We start from the raw sequence: 20,256 nt of genomic DNA on the forward strand, positions 1-20,256 counted from the left end.
CCGTGATCCTCGGTGGAGGTTTCACTCCGATTGGCACAGCATGGCCCACTCGTTCGCGTGCGAAAGCGCCCGGAATTTCGCAGCGCCATTCGTTGGCGCCGAGATTGCTAGAGCTCGGCCATGACCCACGTTGCGCTCGTCGGGCCCGAGATCGAGGAGAACCTCAGTCTCCGCTACATAGCATCGTCACTGGCGGCTCGTGGACACACCAGCGACATCGTCGCGTTCAACGGACCGACCGACTTCGGCCCTGCCATCGCTCGGATCATGGAGACGAATCCGGCGGTGGTCGGCATTTCGCTCGCCTTCCAGTGGCGCGCATCGGACTTCTTCGCGTTCGCCGTCGCGCTACGCGAAGCGGGTTTTCGCGGTCACGTCACGGCAGGGGGGCACTTCGGCACCTTCGCCGCGCGCGAGATTCTCACCGACTTTCCCGAGTTCGATTCGATCTGCGTCCAGGAGGCCGAAGAAACCTTCGCCACGTTGACCGATCACGTGGGCACCGGTCGCGCCCTCGAAGGCATCGCCGGGCTCTGGCTTCGCGACGCCGGAGGCACGGCGTATTCGACCGGCCATCCTGCGCTGCCCGACCTGGCCACGCTGCCTTGGCCCGATCGACGAGGCGAGCCGGCGGCGTGCTTCGGTCATGGCATCGCGCCGCTGGTGTCGAGCCGAGGCTGCTATGCGAAGTGCTCGTTCTGCTGCATCGCCGCGTGGCACGAGCAGAGCCTGCCCGGGAAGCGCTATCGACTGCGCGACGTCGACGACGTTGCGGCCGAGATGGTCGAGATGCAGCGCACCCGAGGGATCGACATCTTCGTCTTCCACGACGACAACTTCTTCGTCCCTGGACATCGCAAGAACATCGATCGTTTCAATGCCTTGGCCGATGCACTCGAGCGCCGCGGGATCGGTGACTTCGCGACGGTCGTGAAGGCACGCCCGACCGACGTGACCCCGGCCGTCTTCGAAGTCCTCAAGAAGCGCCTGCGTGCGATTCGCTGTTACATCGGTATCGAGACGGACGCGGACCAGGGGCTCTCGACGCTCCAGCGCTGGGCCCAATCGAAGCAGAATCATCGGGCGATCGAGGTTGCCCGCTCCCTCGATCTCTATGCCTGCTTCAACATGCTGCTCTTCGACCCGGACACGACGGTCGAGAGCATCGAAACGAACCTTGCGTTCATGCGTTTCGCTCCGGAGTTTCCTTCGAACTTCGGTCGTGTGGAGCTGTACGCGGGAACTCCGCTTCTCGCCCGCATGGCCGCCGAGGGACGTTGTCGTGGCGACTACCTGAGCTGGGACTACACGCTCGGTGACGCGCGCGCCGAGCGCGTCTTCCAGTTGTCGATGCGATGTTTCGACGAGCGGAACTTCGGTGTCGATGCCCTCGCGAATCGCATCATGGGAACGCGCTTCGATATCGAAGTATTTCGGCACTTCCATCCTGACCTTTTTCGTCAGGAATGGGCCGAAGAGGGCAAGGCGCTCTCGCGCGCGATGACGCTCTCGGGGGCGGATTCGCTGGAGCGCATCGTTCGCTTCGTGAAGGACGGCGGTTCCGCGTCCGCGGAGGAAGCGCTCGTTGCCGAGGAGACGACGAAGCTCCGCGCAGCCGAGGATGCCGTACGCGGAAACGCGCGCGACCTCGCGCGCACGCTCCTCGCGACGGTCAAGCGGGGGAAACCTTTGACATGGATCGGCGACCGGGTCGCGACGCCGTTGCAGAAGGCTCGGGAGGTCGCATGAATACGAAGAAGCGCCTCGCTCTGTTGCCTGAAGTCCTTCCCGCGCCGCAGAAGGTCACGACCGTCAGCAGCTCGGTGCGAAACCGTGCGATGGCGCGCCTCAAGGTTCTCGCTGCACTCAGCGCCGTCGGCGTCGCTGCTGCGTGCGGAGGCAAATCGGAGGGCACCGGCTCAGGCGGAGGTAGCGGTGGTGTCGATGGCGGGCTGCCCAACGATGGTGGAGACAACGGACCCGACGCCTACGGTGTCGTCGACCCACTGCCTGAGCCGGCGTGCTTTCCCAGCGCTCAACTCGAAGCGACCGCGCACTATCTGGACCCCAGTGACGCTGGTGCGTTCGATGCCGGAGCATGGGACGCAGGAGCGCGCCGTATCGTCGTCGTCGAGGTGGTTTGGAACCAGAGCGGCGTCGTCCTCGGAGAACCCTATTCGTCCTACGGCATCGAACTTCTCGAAGCCTCGTCATCCGCGACGGGAGCGACACTGGTGGTGTCGGTTCCGCCTCCGGGCGGCCCGCCGCAAGTGAGCACCTTCCTTTCGCTCTCCTGCTATAGGGGGCCGTCCGGGGTCAGCATCGCGTTGACGCTCTCCGACAGCGACGTCCAGGTCACGGTGACGGAGCCGAATCACTGACGAACGAGCAGCTCAGCTCAGCTGCTCGAGGATGGCCTTCAGCTCGGCTTGCTTCGTCGCGCTGAGCCGACCGAGCCGTGCGCCGAAGGCGTCCGCGAGGAGCGAAAGGCCCTGGTTCATGACCTTGCGGCCGGCCGGAGTGACGAGCAGGCGGTGACGTCGTAGGTCGGCAGGATCGATTTCGCGACGAAGGAAGCCGGCCGCCTCGAGGCGCTTCACGTAGACCGTGACGGTCGCTTTGGGCATGCTGAGCGTCTCTGCGAGCTCGGCAGGGTGGGGGTGCACGTCGACCTCGGCCAGCAGGAACAGCTCCTTGACCTCGAGCCCGAGCGCAGAGATCTCCGCCGAAACGCTGGTGATCACCGACATCGACAGCCGGTAATTGAGCGACCAGATCTTCGCGGCGTCGATTTTTGCCATGGGGGCCCTTGCACGCCGATAGTTCAATCTTAAACAATCGGTCACCTTGAACGATCTCAGGGTTGAACTACGCGCGCTTTGAACAAAGTAGCACGTTCAGGAGCTCCCATGCCTCTCGACCATTACGTGACGCTCGGCCGTTCGGGCCTGCGCGTCAGCCCGTTGTGCCTCGGTGCGATGACCTTCGGCGAAGACCTCGGATGGGGCTCGAGCGTCGAGGAATCACAGCAGATCATCGACCGCTACCTCGAGCTCGGTGGCAACTTCATCGACACTGCGAACTTCTACACGAAGAGCCACTCCGAGAAGATCATCGGCGATCACATCGGCCGCGACAGCGCACGCCGCGACCGCCTCGTCATCGCGACCAAGTTCAGCGGCAACCTCTATCCTGGCGATCCGAACGGCGGCGGTTCGGGCCGCAAGTCGATCATCAACGCTTGCGAGAACTCGCTGCGCCGCCTTCAGACCGACTACATCGACCTTTACTGGCTCCACAATTGGGACGTCCACACGCCCATCGACGAGACCATGGCGGCTCTCGAAGATCTCGTGCGCGCCGGCAAGGTGCGTTACCTCGGCGTCTCGGACACGCCCGCCTGGAAGATCGCCGAGGCCAACGTCACCGCCCGCTTCCGTGGTTGGTCGGCCTTCATCGGATTGCAGATCGAGTACTCGCTGCTCGAGCGGACCGTCGAGCAAGAGCTCGTTCCCATGGCACGTGAGCTCGGTCTCGGCATCACGCCGTGGTCACCACTCAAGAGCGGCGCGCTCAGCGGAAAGTACACGCGCAAGAACGCGGGACAGATCAAGGCCGACCGCGGCTTCTTCGTCGATGGGTTTCTCGGCGAGAAGACGTACGCCGTGGTCGACGAGCTCGAGACCATCGCGAAGGCCCATGAGGGCACCCCTGCGCGCGTGGCCATTGCGTGGGTCCAGGCGCAGCCCGGGGTGACGTCGACCATCATCGGGGCCCGCCGACTCTCGCAGCTCGAAGACAACGTGAAGGCGCTCGATGTGAAGCTGACGGCCGAAGAGCTCGCGCGCCTCGACGCTCTCACGAAGCCCACGTTCGGATTCCCGCAGAACATGCAGCCGATGTTCCCCGCCATCCACAACGGCGGCACGACCGTGAACGGCGTCTCGGCGCCTCTGTCGCCGTTCGTGATCGACAAAGGCGACAAGCCCTACTGAGCTCGTCGCCTCCGGGGGGCGCGCCATGCGGAATCCGTGTCGACGGGTTCCGCATGGCATCACTCGCTTCTTCTTGTTGCCCGCTTACTCGTCTTCTTCGTCTTCTTCGTCTTCTTCGTCTTCTTCGTCTTCTTCGTCTTCTTCGTCTTCTTCGTCTTCTTCGTCTTCTTCGTCTTCTTCGTCTTCTTCGTCTTCTTCGTCTTCTTCGTCTTCTTCGTCTTCTTCGTCTTCTTCGTCTTCTTCGTCTTCTTCGTCTTCTTCGTCTTCTTCGTCTTCTTCGTCTTCTTCCTCGGCTAGCTCGATCTGCCAGGCCTGCACGAGTTGGGCGACGAGGTCCTCTTCGTCGTCGGTGTCGACGTCGATGATCTCCTGCACCGAGTTGACGATGGACGCGAGCACGCCGGTCGGTACATGACGGGCGAATCGCTCGATGGTGTCTTCGAGAAGGCCTTCGTCTTCGACGATGCGGTTCATCGCCCGGCGAATGAGCTTCTCGGGATCGAGGCGGATGCCGAGTGCCTCCTGGACCTTGGTGAGCGTCTCGACGATGCCTTCGAGCTCCGAGTCTTCGACCTCACCGTCGGCCGCCGCCGCGCAGACCAGAATCATCGCCAGCCGTAGCTCGAACGAGACGTGGCCCATTCCGTCACGGAGCTCTGCGAACTCCTCGTCGGTCAAGCTGGCGAGCTCGCTGTCGAGTTCTTCGATCAGAGATTCGTCGTCGCTGGCCCAGGTCGACTCGTCGATCGAGGGCTCCTCCACGCGGCGAATGATCCAGCTGTCGCCGTCGTTGTACTTCTCGTTCATGAGATACGAATAAGGGATGTAGCAATAGCCCTTGTCGCCCCAGTCGGTACCCCACGAGTTCCGCACGATGAAGCTCTGGTCGCGATCGGAGTAGCCCACGCAGAGCATCGCGTGACCGCCGTGGCTCGCACGAGACGCCTCGTTCTTGGACGGCGCGGGGACCATCCCGGGCTGTCGCTGCGCGTCGAAGCTCTCGTAGAGGTTGATGGCGAAGACGATGGGGAGTCCTTCGGCGAGCGCGGCCTTCCACGCCTCGACTCGAGTCGGAACTTGCGCCACGTCTTCGACGAGAAACTCACTGGCCTCGTCGAAGGCCTCGGTGGAGGGGGCGTCGTTGACCGCGTCTTCGGCGAAGGGCCAGGTGACCTCGGAGCACGCTCCGTACTGTTTCAGGGCGTCGATGGCCGTTCCGATGTAGGTGCCTTCGTCGTCGACCTCGGGCTCCTCGGTGGGATCCTCGTCGTTCGCGAGTGCGCGTGCCACGTAATAGATGAAGAGGCGGCTCACGTCGTACGCGTCGTCACCGCGATGCCGCTTGACGAGGTATTCGTACGCGCCGGCGACTGCATTCGCGACGCAGCTGCTCGTCTGCTCTTGGTTCTCGACGGCCGTCATCTGTTGACGCAAGTCCACACGCGGGGGAAGCGCGCGCGTATCGACGCGGGAGGCGCCGAACGTCTTGCCAGTCCAGCGCGAGGCGGGCTTCTTGTATCCCGATACGCGTCGTCGAGTGCCGTCGGGAAGTTCGTAAAATGAGGCATGAGGCATGACTTTTCACCATACGGAGGCGGAGGCCTTGGGTGCAAGCGCACAGTGGCTGGCGCTCGTGCCGCTTCAATGCAGCGCGTGAGGCGCGTGAGCGGCGCACGGGCCGTGGTGGGGTGCACAAATGCCACGCGAGTGTTCAGGCGCGGAGCGCACGATTTCGATAGTGCGATATGTCTTGATTCCTATTGAGCGAGCGTGGACGATGTTCTCGTGCGGGCTCTTCGTTCCACGGCGACGATCGTCACGTGTCTGAGCGTGGCCGCTGTTGCCTGTGTTGATCTCTCCTATCTCTCGGAAGGAGGAGAGCTCACCGACGCAGGGAACGCGTCGCAGGACTCGGCATCGCTGCCCGATGTCACGACGGGTGGCTCGGACACCGGCTCGGACGCCACGCTCTCCCCCGAAGACGGGGGCGCTGACGCGGACGCCACTCCGCCCAACCTGCTCACCAACGGGGACTTCGAGTTCGGTTGTGCAGCCTGGGGAGCCGCGTTTGGATCCGTTCAGGCGAGCTCGACCGCCCGCTCGGGCGCAGGCTCGTGCAAATTCTGCATGGGCAGCAACTGGGAAGCGTTCTTCGAGCAGACCGTCAAGATGCCCGTTGCCGCCAACGAGACCTACGTTGCGGAGGTGTGGACGCAAGGCGCCATGAGCCCCTCCGACCTGACGGATGCAGGCTTCTACGGCGAGATGCTCTACGTCACCTCACTCAACACGAGCAAGGATTCGCCTTCACTGACTCCGGCGTCCGCCACCTGGCAGCGCTTGACCGCGCTCGTCAAGACCACGGCAGCGAGCGACGCTGTCACCGTCAGCTACCGCCTTCAGCAGCAGCAGCCCGCGAAGCAGTCGGGGGGCGTCGTCTGCATCCTGGTCGATGACGCCTCCCTTCGTCGGATGCCGTAGCGTCGAGCCAATTTTGCTCGGTCAGCGCGATCGGGACGATAAGTATCTGCGCCGGCTCCCGTCACCCTGTCCCCGTGCGCATCATCGAGGGACGGGTTGCAACGGTTGTGCAGGTGGAGGAAAGTCCACGGCATGTCGTACCGCGCGATCTTCGCGTCCGTCGTCATTGCCAGTGCACTCGTCGTCAGCGCGTTCTTGATCCACCGGGCGCGACCCGAGGTCGAGCGCAATCAGCCCACCGCGGCGCTCGTCAAGGCGTCCGGAAAGTGCGCCGAGTGTCACCGCCACGAGACGTCGGCGATCATCGACCAGTTCGAACGGAGCCGCCACGCCGAGAAGGGCGTCAACTGTCTCGACTGCCACAAGCCTCAGGAAGGGCAGCCATCGATGGAGCACCGCGGCTTCACGATCGCCAAGGCGCTGACGGCAAAGAACTGCGCGCAGTGTCATGCCACCGAGTACGAGCAGTTCGCGCGCAGTCGGCACGCGGCACCGGCCTGGGCCTCGGTCAATGGCGCGAAGGACATGACGCCCGAACAGCGCGCGCTCGGAGAGAAGTACCATCCCACCTGGGTGGACCGCGCGCCGATGATCGTGGGCCAGCTCGAAGGGGCGTCGGCCGTCGAGAGCGGCTGCAACGCGTGCCACGCCATCGGCAAGCCGAACGCCGATGGCTCGTTCGGTACCTGCACGAACTGCCACGCCCGTCACGCTGCGTCGGTGGCGCTCGCGCGCGAGCCCACGACGTGCGGCCAGTGCCACATGGGGCCCGATCACTCGCAGGTCGAGATCTACGGCGAGTCGAAACACGGCGCGCTGTTCGCGTCGCAGCATGAGCGCTTCAATCTCGCGGCCGACCCGAAGAAGCTCACCACGGCAGACATGTCCGTGCCCACGTGCGCGACCTGTCACATGAGCGGCCTCGAGGGCATGAAGGTCACCCACGACACGACCGAGCGCCTCTCGTACTTCCTCTTCGCTCCCGTCTCCACGAAACGCCCCGCCGGCGACCGCGGAAAGGCCGAGATGCAGGAGGTCTGTCTGAAGTGCCACACCCGCCCGCGCGTCGACGATTTCTACGCCAAGGCGGAGAAGGTGCTCCTCGACACGAACGACAAGGTCAAAGTTGCGATGGACGTCGTGGCGTCGATGCGCGCCGAGGGACTGCTCACGCCGAAGCCCTTCGACGAGCCGGCCGAGTACACCGAATTCGATCTCTGGCACTACTACGGACGCACCGCGAAGCACGGCGCGTACATGGGCGGCGCCGACTTCGTGCAGTGGCACGGCAACTACGAGCTCATGAAGCTGAAGCTGGAGCTCGATCACCAGGCCGCGGAGCTGCGCGAGAAGAAGGCGAAGCCGTGAACCTGCGTGCGTTCGTGTCGCCGCATCGCGCGGCGCGAATCTTCGCTCTCTTCAACATCGCATTTCTGGCCGTCGATATCCTGCTCGCGCATCGCGAGAACGCGTTTGCCAAACCCGCGGAGTGGGTGCCGGTCGTGTTTTCGGCCATGGCAACGTTGCTTCTCGTCCCCGGTGCGCTCGGGTCCGATCGACCGTGGGTCGTTCTATGCGAACGACTCGTCGGTTGGGGCTCGATCGCCGTGGGGTTGGTCGGAATGGTCTTTCACCTCGAGAGTGCATTCTTCGAAGAACAGACGCTCCGCAACCTCGTCTACTCCGCACCGTTCATCGCACCTGTCTCCTACGCGGGCGTCGGGCTCCTGATCATTCTCCTGCGCAGTGGAGATCCTGCCGTTCGGCCCGACGGCCCCTCGTTCGGCCCCTGGCTCGTCGTCCTGGCGCTCTTCGGCTTCGCGGGCAACTTCGCGCTCTCGGTCCTCGATCACGCCCAGAATGGCTTCTTCCGTCCGAGCGAGTGGATACCCGTTGCTTCCTCCGCGCTCGCGATTAGTACGCTGGTGGTCACGCTCGCTCAGCCGAATCGCTCGAACATCCGACTTGCCTTCTTCGTCATGGGGCTCCAAGTGGTCGTTGGAACGCTCGGATTCGTGCTGCACAGTCTGGCCAGCTTGAGCGGAAGCGCTGCCTCCTTCATCGATCGCTTCGTCTACGGCGCGCCCGCATTCGCTCCCATGCTCTTCGCCGACGTTGCACTTCTTGCGGCGATTGGCCTGTGGGTCATGGCAAGGCGAGCGCCAGCGACGAATGGCAAGGAGACCTTGGCCGAGCAGCCCGTCGGCTGACTCGACGAGCTTTCGTCGCCGGTCTGACGGTCAGGTACGCCCGTGTGCTCGTCGTAGGAATGCGCCTGCCCGATCGAGTGCCTCGCGGGCCGCGTGCAGGTGCGCGATGCCGAGCTGGAAGACATGGTGCATCCCATCGAAGACGTCGAGCTCGACGTCGTTGCCGGCGGCGGCGGCCGCATGGGCGTAGCGGTGTGAATCGTCGAGCAGCTGCTCTTCGGTTCCTACTTGGAGAAGGAGCGGCGGCATCCTGAAAGGAATGTCGAACAGCGGTGAGGCGCGCGGATCCAGCCGTGCGTGATCACCGGCATACATGCGGGCGTAACGCTGAAGCCCACCGGTCACCAGCACGGGATCCGCGAAGTCGATGGTCGACCCCTTCAGCGTCATGTCCACCCACGCCGAGAACGTGAGGCACCCGACGATGCGCGGCGCGGGCGCACCACGTACGGCGCCTGCGACCGTGGCAAGCGCCAGTCCGCCGCCTGCCGAGTCGCCCGCGACGCTGAGCGACCCAACCCCTCGTTGCGAGAGCCAACCGAGCGTGGCGATGGCCATCTCGTAGGCGGCGGGGAACGGCGATTCGGGAGTGAGCGGATAATCGAGCACGAACGTGCGAAGGCCGGCACGACTCGCCAGTTGACTCGCCATTCCTCGGAACGCATGCGCCGAGCCGTTCGTATATCCGCCGCCGTGGAGATAGAGGAGCGCCGTGCCGTTCGGCGCGCCTCTTGGGATGCACCACTCGCCTCGTAGGCCGGGCGTCGTCACCACTTCGAAGCTGACGTTGGCGGCTAGAGGCGTGCCCGCGACGAAACGGTCGTACGTCGTCCGGACGTCGTCGTTCGAGCTCGAAAACAGGGCCTTCATGTGCGCCAGCACGGCGTGACGCTCCTCGCGATCGTGCGCGTCGAGCGGAATCTCGAGGACTGTCGGCTGCGCGTTCGGACTCATGCGACCACGATCGCACGAGGAGCTTGGGAGAGCCACGGACACGGGCTCGTGCGTCGCGAAGCCGCCGCTCCGGTGAGTCCAGCTACGCTACTGCGTGAAGTTGACGCCGCGCGTACGACGCTCGTTGCGGCGGGCGGTGCTGCTCGTTCGTGTCGACGCTCCCGCTCGATAGGAGGTCTGCCCCACGAGGTCTGGGCGCTCGCGGATCTCCATCCAGTACGCTACGCGCGCGTCCTCGTCGATCGCGACGACTCCACCGTAGAGTTTGTCTGCACCGTCGCGACGAGGGCCCGACACCCAGTAGTGTTCGCCGGTCTCCTCGTCGATGCAGTTGTACTTGTAGCCGCTGCCCGTCTTGGCGAGGCGCCGCCCGCAGTACTCGAACGAGCGCCGTGATCGCGATAGTTCGACCCATCCGATGCGGGCGTCGCGCGGGGCGGGTTGGCCCGAATGCCCTCCGGACTTGTTCTCGATATACATGATTCGGCGCATGGCGAACCCTCGAGCGATGATAGCCGATCCTCCTTGCGTCCAGATAGAGCCTGCGATCAAGGCGCGTGGAATGCGCTCGCGTTCTTCCTGCACCAGTCGGCAAAGGAGGTCGGGCGTCGTCCGAGGAGGCGCTCCACCGTGTCGGTCCGGAATCCGCGGGTATCTGCACGCATGATCCGGAACCCCTCGGTGATGGCTTCGGCAAGGGCAGGCGGCGCCCCGTTCGGAAAACGTGAACGGACGGCGTCGGCAGGAGTCGCGGCTTCGCGTACTTCGATGTGCCGACCGAGCGCGTTTGCGAGAATTCGAACTTGCTCGGAGATCGTGAGCGATTCGTCGCCCGTCAGGACGTAGGCCTTGTCGTCATGGCCGGCGGTCAGGAGTGTGTGGGCGGCGACCGCGCCAACGTCCGCTGTGTCGATCGGGGCGTAGCGGCCCGGGCCGATGGCATCGATGACGTAACCACCCTCGCGCAGGGTAGGCAGCCAGTCGAGCGCGTTGGTCATGAAGCCCCCAGGGCGGAGGATGGTGGCTGGGATGCCCGTGTCGCGCAGGAGGACTTCGCGTTCGTGATGCCAGCGGGCCATTGCCGGCAGAGGATTCCCGGCCAGATACTCCGGCGCGACGGAGTAGGAAGACAGGAACACGATGTGCCGCACGCCTGCGCGCTTTGCGGCGGCGAGCGAGTTGGCTGCGTATTCGGTGCCGATGCCTTGTGTGAGAAGGAAGAGCTTGTCGACGCCCTCGAAGGCCGGGCCGAGAGTCTCCGGTCTGCCGATGTCGCCCACGAAGCGCTCGGCCGATTCGGGCACCGTGGTGGCCCGGCCGAGATCGCGCACGAGCACACGAAACCTCGCGCCTTTCGAATCGAGCTCGCGCACAAGAGCGCTGCCAACGTGCCCGGTGGCGCCAGTGATCAGTATCATGGGGCTCCTCTTGAAGGGTATGTCGTTAGCCGGCTAACGATCTGAAAGATAGCCGGCTAATGATTGGCGTCAACTCGCCCGACAGCACGGACACGCTGGAGCCTCGCAATGCCTGAATTCCTCGACCTCCACGGCAAAACCAACAAAGTGCTCCGAGCACTCGCCGAGGAAGGCATGCAGCGTCACGGCCTGCATCTCGGCCAGAACGTGCTGCTTGCGCTGCTCTGGGAGCGCGACGGCCGCACGCCTGGTGAGATTGCCAACGCGGTCAACGTCGCAACGCCGACCGTCGTGAAAATGGCCACGCGCATGGCGGCGGCGGGCCTCCTCACGAGGCGTCCTGACCGTACCGACAACCGACTCGTCCGCCTCTGGCTCACCGCGGCCGGTCGGGCGCTCCAGCACCCCATCGAGACCGAGCGACGGTCACTCGAAGAGCAGGTCACTGCCGATCTCACGGCGACCGAGCGTAAGCATCTCATGAGTGCGCTCGCGAAGATCGAGCGAGCGGCGAGCCGGCTCTTGGGGAAAGAGGTCGCTTCGGACGACGGCGCGTGACGCGCTAGCGGACCAAGCTGACGAATCTGAGGAATCTCATTTCGCGGCGTCGCGGACCTTCATCAGCGTGCGGAGATTGCGCGTGGTCGTCGTGGACTTGTATTTGGGTTTCGACGACAGCTTGCTGAAGGCGGTATCCAGCGTTTGACCGACGGCAGCCTGCCAGGCGAGCGCCTCGGGGCCGAGTCGCGTGAGTTGCGTTCCTTCGAGATCGGACCCCAGACGGAAGAGTTCGTCGAGCACCGCGTGATCGGAGCTCAAGGTCACGTACGCGTGCTGGTCGTCCGAGTCCGGCGGGTATGGGCACGCCTCGACGAGCTCGGCGACGCGCGATCCGGTGAGCACCACGACCCAAGCGTCGTAGCCGAACTTGGTCCGAAGGCACTCCTCGACGAGGCGCTTCACCTTCGCGGCCGATGCGCTCGTCTTGAGAACGACGTTGCCGCTAGCAAGGAGCGTCGAAACGTCCTCGAACGGCAGCTTGCCGAGCGCCTTGCGCAGATCCGCCATCTTGATGTTGATCCCGCCGACGTTTACCCCGCGTAGGAAGACCGCGTAGCCCTTCATGGGCCGCCACTGTACCGCGCCACGGGGGCGGCAACCCTAACGAACGCCCAACGGCATCGCGATGAGCCCAGGTACCGCGTGCCGGGTGCCGCGATGCCAGGCAGGTTTTTTTTCGGCGCGTCGTTTTCGAGTTCAGGAGCGAGGTGGCGGCTATCCCTATCCGCTCAAGCCCGCAGGAATGCCGAGGCGGCGCATCGAGAAGAGGAGCCCAAAAGAAAGAGCGGTACGCCAAGAATTCGGCGTGGGGTTACCTGCTCCGTTGCTCGCGGCCGCTAACGCGTCAGCGCGACCCGCCTCATATCGTCGAACCAGGTACCCCTCAATTGTGTAGAGTGACAGTTTCGACAAGTTCATGATCTTGGGGAAGCGAAGCGACACACGCGCCGAGATGTTGGCGCTACGGAAGGTGCTCCGGGAGCAGGGGTACTTCGACAAGCCCACGGGCCGGCATGTCGCCAGTTGGGGAGCACACGTCGTCGTGGCTCTCGTCGCCCTGCTCGTCGTCTGCATCGCGCGTGCGTGGGCGGTTCGTGCCGGCGCGCTCGTCGTGACCACGTTCTCGTTTCTCTGCCTCGCCACGATTGGGCACACGGCCTCGCACGGCGGCTTGTCCAAACGCAGCGTCGTCAACGACGTCGTTCTCTACTTCACGTATCCGTTCCTGCTCGGTCTGTCGGCGCGCTACTGGATGAAGAGTCACGTCATCATCCATCATCCCGCGCCGAACCGCGTAGGCGTGGACCGCGACTGCGATCTCCGCCCGATCTTCGCGTTGAACGAGGAGCACGCGCACGCGTCCTCGTCGATCGGACGCGCGTATCGACGCGTGCAGGGCTTGCTGCTTCCGATTCTCCTTCCGTTCAATGGCTTCGGCATCCAGGTTCAAGCTTGGCGCGCGCTGCTCGGTGAGCTCTTCGCCGACGGATTGAAACCGCGTGCCGTCCTCGACCTGGCGTGTCTGTTCGCGCACGTCGTGGTGTTCGTCGTCATGCCGTGCCTTTGGCTAGGGCCCGAAAAGGCGCTTTTGATCCACGCCGCCCGCATCTCGATCATCGGGATGGCGCTCTTCGCGGTCCTCGCGCCCGGTCATTACCCCGCGCAGGCCGCCTGTGTGGGGCCGGCCATCGACGGCGAAGACTTCGCGTTTCGTCAGGCCATCGCCACCGTGAATTTCCGGACGGGATTCATCGGTCGAATGATGTGCAATGGGCTCGAGTTCCAGCTCGAGCATCACCTCTTCCCGACGATCAGCCACCTGCATCTGCCGGCCGTGAGCGTTCACGTGCGAGAGTTCTGCGAGCGGGTGGGACTTCCCCATCGAACGCTCTCGTGGCCGCGGGCGATCTGGGAGAGCTATCGCGTCTTCTTCGTCGCGAAGGTGGTCGAGCACGGGCCCTTCGGCGTCGAGGCGGTCGATGCGAGTGAGGAGTCCAAGGTGACTCCGATCCACGAGCCGAAGACCGAATCGCCGTCTTCGTGGCCTTCGCAGGAGCGTGTGGCGTGAACGGGCGCGGCTTCTTCGATACCGAAGAGCTCGCTCAGCTGAAGCAGCCGCATCGCCCGCACACCGTCGATCTCTCGCTCATCTCGCGTTTGCTCGAACCGTTCTGGAAGGCCACAGCCACCCTGGTTCCTCCGTGGGTCGCGCCGAATGCGATCACGCTTTCGGGGCTGGCGCTGGTGGTCGCTTCGTTCGGGTCGATGCTGATCGCGAATCCCACCCTCACGGGACCCGCGCCGAAGATGGTCCACGTCTTCGCCATCGTCGCCATTTTTGCGTTCCAGACGCTCGACGCCCTCGACGGCAAGCAGGCTCGCAAAACGAAGTCGAGCTCCGCACTCGGCAACTGGTGCGATCACGCGTGCGACGTCGCGGCCATTCAGATGGCGATGACCACGGTGGGCGGCGCGATCGGCCTCGGGACGGGCGGCGCGCTGCTCTTCCTGCTCGGCAGCGTCATCGTGAACAACTACGTGATCCACTGGGAGACGCGCCACACGGGCACGCTCTACATGGGGAACGGCACGAGCATCTACGAGGCTCAGCTCATGATGATGGCGATCCATGCCATCACGCTCGGCGCCGGCGTGGAGCTGTGGGGCCGCCCGCTGGGGAGCCTCGTGCCGTTCGCCGCGGCGGTGCCCTTTGCCAGCGCCCCCCTCCGTCTCTGGCTCGTGGTTGTCGGCGTGGGGGCGATCGGCGGGGTCGGCATGATCGGAAGCTTGCTCCGCGTGGCGCGGTCGGGTCGCGGTGGCGCAGTTTTCCTCGAGCTGGTGAATCCGTTCGCCTTGTGCCTCGCGGCGAGCGTTGCGGTGTGTTCGGCAGGTCACGGGATGACGCTCCCGTTCGTCTTCTCGGCGTCGCTGCTCGGCCTTCACCTGATTGCACGGCAGATTCTCGGCCAGCTCGTCGGTTCTCAGGTGAAGGTCGTCGATCCGAAGACGGTGCCTCTCATCGCGTCGGGCCTCGCGATGCCCTTTCTCTCCGGGCCATCGGTCGTGAGTGCGCTCGGTTGGGCGAATCTCGTCGTGGCCTTAGGAGTTGGCTTGTCTACCTATCTCGGCGCCACGTTCGCGATCGCTCGTGCGCTCGAGCTCCCGATCCTCACGCTTCCCAAACGACTCTTGCCATGACGATCGCGTTCTTCGACTTCGACGGCACGGTCATCACTGGAGACTCCGGGCTCATTTGCGCATGGCCCACGCTCTGCGCGGGGTTTCTCCCGGCACCCATCGTTGCCTCCTTCGTCGGCAGGTACCTCCTCTACAAAGCGGGGCTCGGAACACGCCATGCGATGCAGCGCGTCGGTTTCGCGTGCTTTCGTGGGCACACGCTCGAGGCGTTGCGCGCGCGCACGACCGACCTTTCGTCGAGCCACCTTGCGCCCAAGATTTCGCCGGCGATGACGACCGCGATCGCCCACCACCGAACGCGGGGCGACAAGCTGTACATCCTCACGGGCGCCGCTCACTTCTTCGCCGAGCCGCTCGGACGCAAGCTCGGCTTCGATGCGGTGTACGGCACGCAGATCGAACTGGCCGACACGCTCTGCACCGGACGCGTGGACGGTGAGATTCTCGACGGTGATGAGAAGCTACGCCTCGCGAAGCGCCTCGCCGAGGAGGAGGGGCACACCCTCGCCGACTGCGTCTTCTATTCGGACCACATCGCCGATCTCCCGCTTCTCGAGGCAGTCGGAAAGCCGATTTGCGTCGGCCCGCACGGGAAGCTCCGGCGCGTGGCCAGCGAGCGCGGGTGGCCCATCGTGGAGCACCACGACGAACAACGCCCGCGCAAGCTGCTCGCCTGAAGCCTGCGAACGCAGCGAACGCGGCGCTTCGGCTCGTTCAGGTCGGAGCGGGATAGCTCTCGATGCGCAGCTGGGGCGGGGGAATCGAGACGTGCCGGACCGAGGGCACCTCCGGCTCGATCGTCCGATCGTCGGTGTCGACGCCTTCGACCTCGTAGAGCTCGCGCCACACCGGCGACCAGGCGTCGGTCTCCGCGCGAAAGGCCGGGCGGAGAACGCGGAGCTCGTTGCCGAGCACGCCGGTGGCCTGATCGAGCACGTCGAATCGTGGCCAGTCGAAGCCATCGAACGAAGGGTCGCCTCGTCGGGCGAACGAGGTCCACGCGTCTTGCATGCGGTTCGAGAGCAGCGCGCGATCCGGCCCTGCGCCGAGGAAGAGCATCATGCGCATCGAGTCGTACGTTCCGAAGAGGAACGGGATGTCCATCGCGTGCGGACTGCCGAGCGCGCCGCGGAGAATGGGCAGGTCCCACGAAAGCAGGTACGAGAACACCTGCGCGTGGCGTGATTGCGCCGCGAGGAGGCGTAGGGCGGGCAGGCGGAAATGGAGATCCGTCGCCAGCTCGAAGAACAGGTCGGTAAACGATCCGCGTGGGCGGAGCGCGACGTAACGCGCCGCGATGTCGCCCGCGACGACGTCGATCTTCCGTCGCATGGCATCGTCCGCAAAGGGGCCGGCCAGAAACTTCGCCACGAAGCGGACGAGGTGGTCGTGGTCGGTGATGGCCGGCGGATCCTCGGCCAGCGACCAGAGGCGCAGCTCGTCCTTGTTGGTGCCGACGAAGAGGTCGACGCCTTTGGCACTTCCCGCGTGGATGGCTGCGAGCGGCAGCCGCGGGAGCGACGTTTCATCGAGGACGAGCTGGAAGATGGGCACAACCACGCCCTGGTCCTGCAGGTAGGCGCTGGCGGCGCTCTGCGCGGCGAGGAGCCGATCGACCGGTAGTCCTTCGAGCACCTCGCGGACGTCCGCCGTTTCGCGCGCGCTCGTGCCGAGTTGCACGAGGAGCTCGCGGCGCGTCGCATTGGCGAGCTCGTCGGTCAGGATGCCTTCCGCCGTGCCGCTCTGCACGATGGCCCGGCGAAACAGGCCGGAACGCCCCTGCGTGGCGAGGAGGGCGGTGACGCACGTGGCACCTGCCGACGAACCAAAGATGGTGACGTTGTCCGGATCACCGCCGAACGCACGCACGTTCTCCCGAACCCATTCAAGCGCCCCGATCTGGTCGAGCAAACCGCGGTTGCTCGGGACGTCTTCGAGCTGGAGAAAGCCAAGCGCTCCGAGGCGATAGGTGACGCTGACGACGACCACGTCGCCACGGGCGCTCAGCCGCGCACCGTCGGCGAGCGGGTTCGAGGCCGAGCCTGCTTCGAACCCCCCACCGTGAATCCAGAAGAGGACGGGACGAGCCGGCCCCGACCGAGGGGGCGAGCAGGAGGGCGTCCAGACCGTGACGTGGAGGCAGTCTTCGTCCTGCACCGAGCAGGACATTCCAATGAGTTTCGCGAGCGCGCTGGGGCGCTGCGGCGCGCCCGGGGCCGGGCGGGTGCAGTCTCGGATGCCCGCCCAAGGTCGGCGGGGGACGGGGGGCGCAAAACGAAGGACGCCGACCGGCGGCTCGGCATACGGAATGCCGCCGAACATGACGATTCCGTCACGACGTCGACCCCGGACGGCGCCGGCCGACACCCTGACGACGACGTCAGCTTGGTTGTGGACTGACCTGGGGCTCGGCATTGTTCGGGGTGAGAGAAACAAGGTCCAGCCTGCCACTCTCACACGATCGACACGGCCGGGCAACTCGGTCCTTCACCGTCTCGCGACTCGGGAATAGCCTGGCTCGTAATCACAATGTCCGCCTCCACGAAAAACGCGCGGTCCAGCAAAGCCAACTACACGTTCGCCTACGGCGAGCAGGCGATTCGATCCTCGGCCGTCGCTGCGCGGCATCCGGGCTTCGCCGCCTTCGCGTCGCTCGTGTTCGGGACGGGGCGACGGCTCGTTGGCTCGCTCACGATCGTGTTCGACGGTCACGTGTGCCAGTTCGGCGTGCCGCGCGACAAGGATGCGGAGTTTCTCACCGCGATCCATCGCAACAACGCGCCGCCCGAGCCGACGGACGACGTCGTCGACCCTCGTGAAGTCTGCGGGTTCGACTTCGACGACGTGAACCTCGGTCTCGCGCTCGACGACAGCCGACGCTATCCGCGGCCCGTGCTTCGTGACGACGCTCCCGGACGCTGGGTTCATCCCGTCGTGAAGGTGCACTCGGCCCGCTTTTTTACGCGCCTTCTGACCCAGCGCAATCTCGGCGTCGGCGAGGCGTTCCTCGCGGGCGAATTCGAAATGCTGCGCGGTGCGGTGAATCACTTCTTGGGCTTCTTGCTCATCAACGACATCGATCGTTCGGTGAAGCTTCCGCTCCGCGAGCAGGCGCGCCTCCTTCGTATGTATGCCGCGGGACGCATGCGTCGCTCGCACAACGAGGACATCGCGCACCACTACGACATGGGCGACAACGTCATGGTGCCCATGCTCGGCGCAACGGGCTGTTACTCGTGCGGCTACATGGAGAACGAGAACGACAGCCTCGATCAGATGCAGCTGAACAAGATGAATCTGATCTTCTCGAAGATGCAACTGCGTCCGAACGCGCGCATCCTCGACACGGGCTGCGGAAACGGCGGCATGCTCGTGCACGCGGCCACGGCCTGGGGCGCGCGAGGCGAGGGATTCACGAATAGCCACAACATGGCTTCACTCGCTCGCCGCAATGCCGAGCGCAATGGCGTGGGCGACAAGGTCAAGATTCACCATGCCGACTTCTCGCTTCTCGCGAGTTATCCGGAAAATCACTTCGATGCCATTTACGAAGTCGGTGTGTGGGAGCACTTGCCGTTCCACACGTACGAAGAGGTGATGCGTCAGTGCTGGCGCATCCTCAAGCCGTCGGGCCGCATGCTCATTCACTCGATGGGCAGCCACACCGCCAAGCACCGGCGTGACGGCTACATCCAGAAATACATCTTCCGCGATTCGAACCAGATTCGGCTGCACCTGCTGCTCGACGAGGCATGCAAGCTCGATATGTACGTTGGCGACGTCGAGAATCTCGGCCGTCACTACTATTGGACGCTCTGGTATTGGCGCGAGAATCTCCTCAAGGCCGCCGAGCAGGACCCCTCGATTCGCGACCGCGATCTCAAGGTGATGATCTACTTCCTCGAGTGCGGAATGGCGGAGAGCCGTTTCGGCAACGGGAGCGTCTATCACGTCCTTCTCTTCAAGGACGCGCGCAACTACCGCAATACGTGGCGCGTCGACGGGCGTGTTCACGAAGATGGGCGAGGCAACAGCCAGAATCGGCCGCTCGTCATGAAGCCGTCGTCGGGCAACGACCACGTCTTCAACGATCCACACGCCAAGGCGAAAGAAGACGCGGTGGTCTACCAGAAGCCTACGCTTCCGAAGCGCCTCGCGCACCTCGCGGACATCCTGCTCCGCGTTGGCCATCACTGAGCGAGTTCACGATGAGAGACGACGGCACGGGCAACGGCACCCTCGCGTGCTTGCTCGGTCGTGATCTGCGCGGAATTTACGCCTCGATCTTCCTTCTCGGACTCGCGATCGGGGCGGAGTCTTCCGTGCTCGCGCTCTTCCTGCGTTCGGCGTCACTTTCGTCCGAGAAGATCGGTTCGCTGGCGACGGCCTACGCGGCCGGGGGCGTCGCCATCTCCGCGCTGCTCGGTCGGGTGGTGGGGCGCGTGGGGGCGATCCGAACGCTCGCTGTCGCCCTCGTCGCGCTCGGACTCGCCATCGCCGTGCTACCCGTCGCTGCGCACTCCACGACGGGGCTCTATGCCGGTCGCGTCGTGGAGGGGGCTGCGCTCGTGGCCGTGTGGGTTGGCTACGAGGCGGCGCTCTTCTCACGAGCGAAGCCCGCCCACCGAGCGACGGTGAGCACCTTGTATGCGATGGTGCTGGCGCTGGGCTACGTCATTGGCCCGCTCGTCGCCCGCGCGCTGTTCCCATTCGGTGTCGCTGCGCTTCCGTTCTGGTTTGCGGCCGCCGTCACGATCGGAAATGGGCTTTCGATCACGGCCTTCTCGCGCGAGCGTGGCGGCGCTTCGATGGCTCCGGCTGCGGACGAGCCCTCCGCCGACGCATCGTTCGCGTCGCTTGCGTGGAAGGTGAAGACGACCGGCTTCGGGATGTTCGCCGCCGGCTACCTCAAGGCGTCGCTGATTCTCTTTTTGCCGCTCTATCTCGTCGATCATCGCGGCTTGCTCACCGAGGAGCCGCCGCTCGTGCTCTCTGCGTACGCGGCAGGCTCGCTTCTCTTCACGCACTTCGCAGGAAGACTCGGTGATCGCCATGGGCACCTCGTGCTCATGGGGATGCTCTCGGCGATAGGCGGCCTCGCCTTGTTCGGCGTTCTCTTCGTCGACGCAGTCACGGCGATGTGTCTGATCTCGGCCGTGGCAGGGGCCACGCTCGGCGCCATTTCCCCGCTCGGCATGGCGCTCCAAGCATCGATCGCCAAGCGCACGGAGTACGGTCGCGCGATGTCGCTTTCGAACGGTCTCTACGCCGCCGGAACGCTCGCCGGACCCTTCGTGACCGGCGTGCTCTACGCGCAGGCGCCGCGCATGGCCATGATTCAGGTCGCGGCGATGTGGCTCGTGTTCACGGCGTTCTGCATCGTCTTCGCGGCCGACGATCCGGCGCGGCACCCGATGAAGGACGCCTGAACCGAGCTGG

The 20,256-nt window shown here is 64.8% G+C and carries 19 protein-coding genes; 12 read left to right on the forward strand and 7 right to left on the reverse strand.

What is annotated here, in order from left to right:
• The first annotated feature begins 120 nt into the window (after window positions 1-120).
• Together AKJ09_RS32095 and AKJ09_RS32100 are read left to right on the forward strand one after the other, a co-directional pair.
• Window positions 121-1,749 carry a B12-binding domain-containing radical SAM protein gene (locus AKJ09_RS32095; protein ID WP_146651673.1) on the forward strand — a complete coding sequence of 543 codons (1,629 nt, stop codon included), beginning with the start codon at window positions 121-123 and terminating at the stop codon, window positions 1,747-1,749.
• On the forward strand, window positions 1,746-2,381 hold the full coding sequence (locus AKJ09_RS32100; RefSeq protein WP_146651674.1) for a hypothetical protein: 636 nt from the start codon (window positions 1,746-1,748) through the stop codon (window positions 2,379-2,381). Before AKJ09_RS32095 ends, AKJ09_RS32100 begins: the two co-directional genes overlap by 4 nt.
• 12 nt (window positions 2,382-2,393) lie before the next feature.
• On the opposite strand, the gene AKJ09_RS32105 is transcribed toward AKJ09_RS32100, so the two are convergent.
• Window positions 2,394-2,801, reverse strand: coding sequence for a MarR family winged helix-turn-helix transcriptional regulator (locus AKJ09_RS32105; protein ID WP_205633861.1), 408 nt, complete (start codon window positions 2,799-2,801; stop codon window positions 2,394-2,396).
• A 108-nt stretch (window positions 2,802-2,909) separates the two neighbouring features.
• Here AKJ09_RS32105 and AKJ09_RS32110 point away from each other — a divergent pair, with 108 nt between their 5' ends.
• A complete protein-coding gene (locus tag AKJ09_RS32110) occupies window positions 2,910-3,995 on the forward strand; it encodes an aldo/keto reductase (protein WP_146651675.1) in 1,086 nt (361 codons plus the stop codon).
• Window positions 3,996-4,079: 84 nt separating this feature from the next.
• Here the strand turns inward: AKJ09_RS32110 and AKJ09_RS32115 are convergent, their stop codons facing one another.
• Window positions 4,080-5,570 (reverse strand): C1 family peptidase, encoded by a 1,491-nt coding sequence (locus AKJ09_RS32115; RefSeq protein ID WP_146651676.1) that lies wholly within the window; start codon window positions 5,568-5,570, stop codon window positions 4,080-4,082.
• Window positions 5,571-5,780: 210 nt separating this feature from the next.
• Between AKJ09_RS32115 and AKJ09_RS32120 the strand changes: the two genes are divergently transcribed.
• The 3 genes from AKJ09_RS32120 (at window position 5,781) to AKJ09_RS32130 (ending at window position 8,686) form a co-directional block, all read left to right on the forward strand.
• On the forward strand, window positions 5,781-6,476 hold the full coding sequence (locus tag AKJ09_RS32120) for a hypothetical protein (protein ID WP_146651677.1): 696 nt from the start codon (window positions 5,781-5,783) through the stop codon (window positions 6,474-6,476).
• A 132-nt stretch (window positions 6,477-6,608) separates the two neighbouring features.
• On the forward strand, window positions 6,609-7,844 hold the full coding sequence (locus AKJ09_RS32125) for a multiheme c-type cytochrome (protein WP_146651678.1): 1,236 nt from the start codon (window positions 6,609-6,611) through the stop codon (window positions 7,842-7,844).
• Window positions 7,841-8,686, forward strand: coding sequence for a hypothetical protein (locus tag AKJ09_RS32130; protein ID WP_146651679.1), 846 nt, complete (start codon window positions 7,841-7,843; stop codon window positions 8,684-8,686). Before AKJ09_RS32125 ends, AKJ09_RS32130 begins: the two co-directional genes overlap by 4 nt.
• 30 nt (window positions 8,687-8,716) lie before the next feature.
• Here AKJ09_RS32130 and AKJ09_RS32135 read toward each other — a convergent pair whose 3' ends face one another.
• The 3 genes from AKJ09_RS32135 to AKJ09_RS32145 form a co-directional block, all read right to left on the reverse strand.
• Window positions 8,717-9,640: an alpha/beta hydrolase fold domain-containing protein gene (locus AKJ09_RS32135; RefSeq protein WP_146651680.1), complete on the reverse strand. Its 924-nt coding sequence runs from the start codon at window positions 9,638-9,640 to the stop codon at window positions 8,717-8,719.
• Between the two features lie 87 nt (window positions 9,641-9,727).
• Window positions 9,728-10,132: a hypothetical protein gene (locus AKJ09_RS32140; protein WP_205633862.1), complete on the reverse strand. Its 405-nt coding sequence runs from the start codon at window positions 10,130-10,132 to the stop codon at window positions 9,728-9,730.
• Between the two features lie 56 nt (window positions 10,133-10,188).
• Window positions 10,189-11,058, reverse strand: a complete 870-nt coding sequence (locus AKJ09_RS32145; protein ID WP_146651681.1) for an NAD(P)H-binding protein — start codon at window positions 11,056-11,058, stop codon at window positions 10,189-10,191.
• Between the two features lie 108 nt (window positions 11,059-11,166).
• Between AKJ09_RS32145 and AKJ09_RS32150 the strand changes: the two genes are divergently transcribed.
• Window positions 11,167-11,616, forward strand: coding sequence for a MarR family winged helix-turn-helix transcriptional regulator (locus AKJ09_RS32150; protein ID WP_146651682.1), 450 nt, complete (start codon window positions 11,167-11,169; stop codon window positions 11,614-11,616).
• A 36-nt stretch (window positions 11,617-11,652) separates the two neighbouring features.
• Here AKJ09_RS32150 and AKJ09_RS32155 read toward each other — a convergent pair whose 3' ends face one another.
• Window positions 11,653-12,183 carry a DUF1697 domain-containing protein gene (locus tag AKJ09_RS32155; RefSeq protein ID WP_146651683.1) on the reverse strand — a complete coding sequence of 177 codons (531 nt, stop codon included), beginning with the start codon at window positions 12,181-12,183 and terminating at the stop codon, window positions 11,653-11,655.
• Between the two features lie 358 nt (window positions 12,184-12,541).
• Here AKJ09_RS32155 and AKJ09_RS32160 point away from each other — a divergent pair, with 358 nt between their 5' ends.
• The 3 genes from AKJ09_RS32160 to AKJ09_RS32170 are packed head-to-tail and all read left to right on the forward strand — an operon-like array spanning window position 12,542 to window position 15,494.
• On the forward strand, window positions 12,542-13,687 hold the full coding sequence (locus AKJ09_RS32160; protein ID WP_205633863.1) for a fatty acid desaturase family protein: 1,146 nt from the start codon (window positions 12,542-12,544) through the stop codon (window positions 13,685-13,687).
• The gene (locus tag AKJ09_RS32165) at window positions 13,684-14,817 is read left to right on the forward strand and encodes a CDP-alcohol phosphatidyltransferase family protein (RefSeq protein WP_169928037.1); all 1,134 of its coding nucleotides are present in this window, start codon (window positions 13,684-13,686) and stop codon (window positions 14,815-14,817) included. The genes AKJ09_RS32160 and AKJ09_RS32165 overlap by 4 nt, the downstream gene beginning before the upstream one ends.
• Window positions 14,814-15,494, forward strand: a complete 681-nt coding sequence (locus AKJ09_RS32170) for an HAD family hydrolase (protein WP_146651686.1) — start codon at window positions 14,814-14,816, stop codon at window positions 15,492-15,494. Before AKJ09_RS32165 ends, AKJ09_RS32170 begins: the two co-directional genes overlap by 4 nt.
• Window positions 15,495-15,531: 37 nt before the next feature.
• Here the strand turns inward: AKJ09_RS32170 and AKJ09_RS32175 are convergent, their stop codons facing one another.
• On the reverse strand, window positions 15,532-17,232 hold the full coding sequence (locus AKJ09_RS32175) for a carboxylesterase/lipase family protein (protein ID WP_146651687.1): 1,701 nt from the start codon (window positions 17,230-17,232) through the stop codon (window positions 15,532-15,534).
• Window positions 17,233-17,346: 114 nt separating this feature from the next.
• Here AKJ09_RS32175 and AKJ09_RS32180 point away from each other — a divergent pair, with 114 nt between their 5' ends.
• Both AKJ09_RS32180 and AKJ09_RS32185 read left to right on the forward strand, forming a co-directional pair.
• Window positions 17,347-19,014 carry an SAM-dependent methyltransferase gene (locus tag AKJ09_RS32180; protein ID WP_146651688.1) on the forward strand — a complete coding sequence of 556 codons (1,668 nt, stop codon included), beginning with the start codon at window positions 17,347-17,349 and terminating at the stop codon, window positions 19,012-19,014.
• Between the two features lie 11 nt (window positions 19,015-19,025).
• Window positions 19,026-20,246, forward strand: coding sequence for an MFS transporter (locus AKJ09_RS32185; protein ID WP_146651689.1), 1,221 nt, complete (start codon window positions 19,026-19,028; stop codon window positions 20,244-20,246).
• The last annotated feature ends 10 nt before the right edge of the window (window positions 20,247-20,256 follow it).

Source organism: Labilithrix luteola (assembly GCF_001263205.1).
Classification (GTDB): domain Bacteria; phylum Myxococcota_A; class Polyangia; order Polyangiales; family Polyangiaceae; genus Labilithrix; species Labilithrix luteola.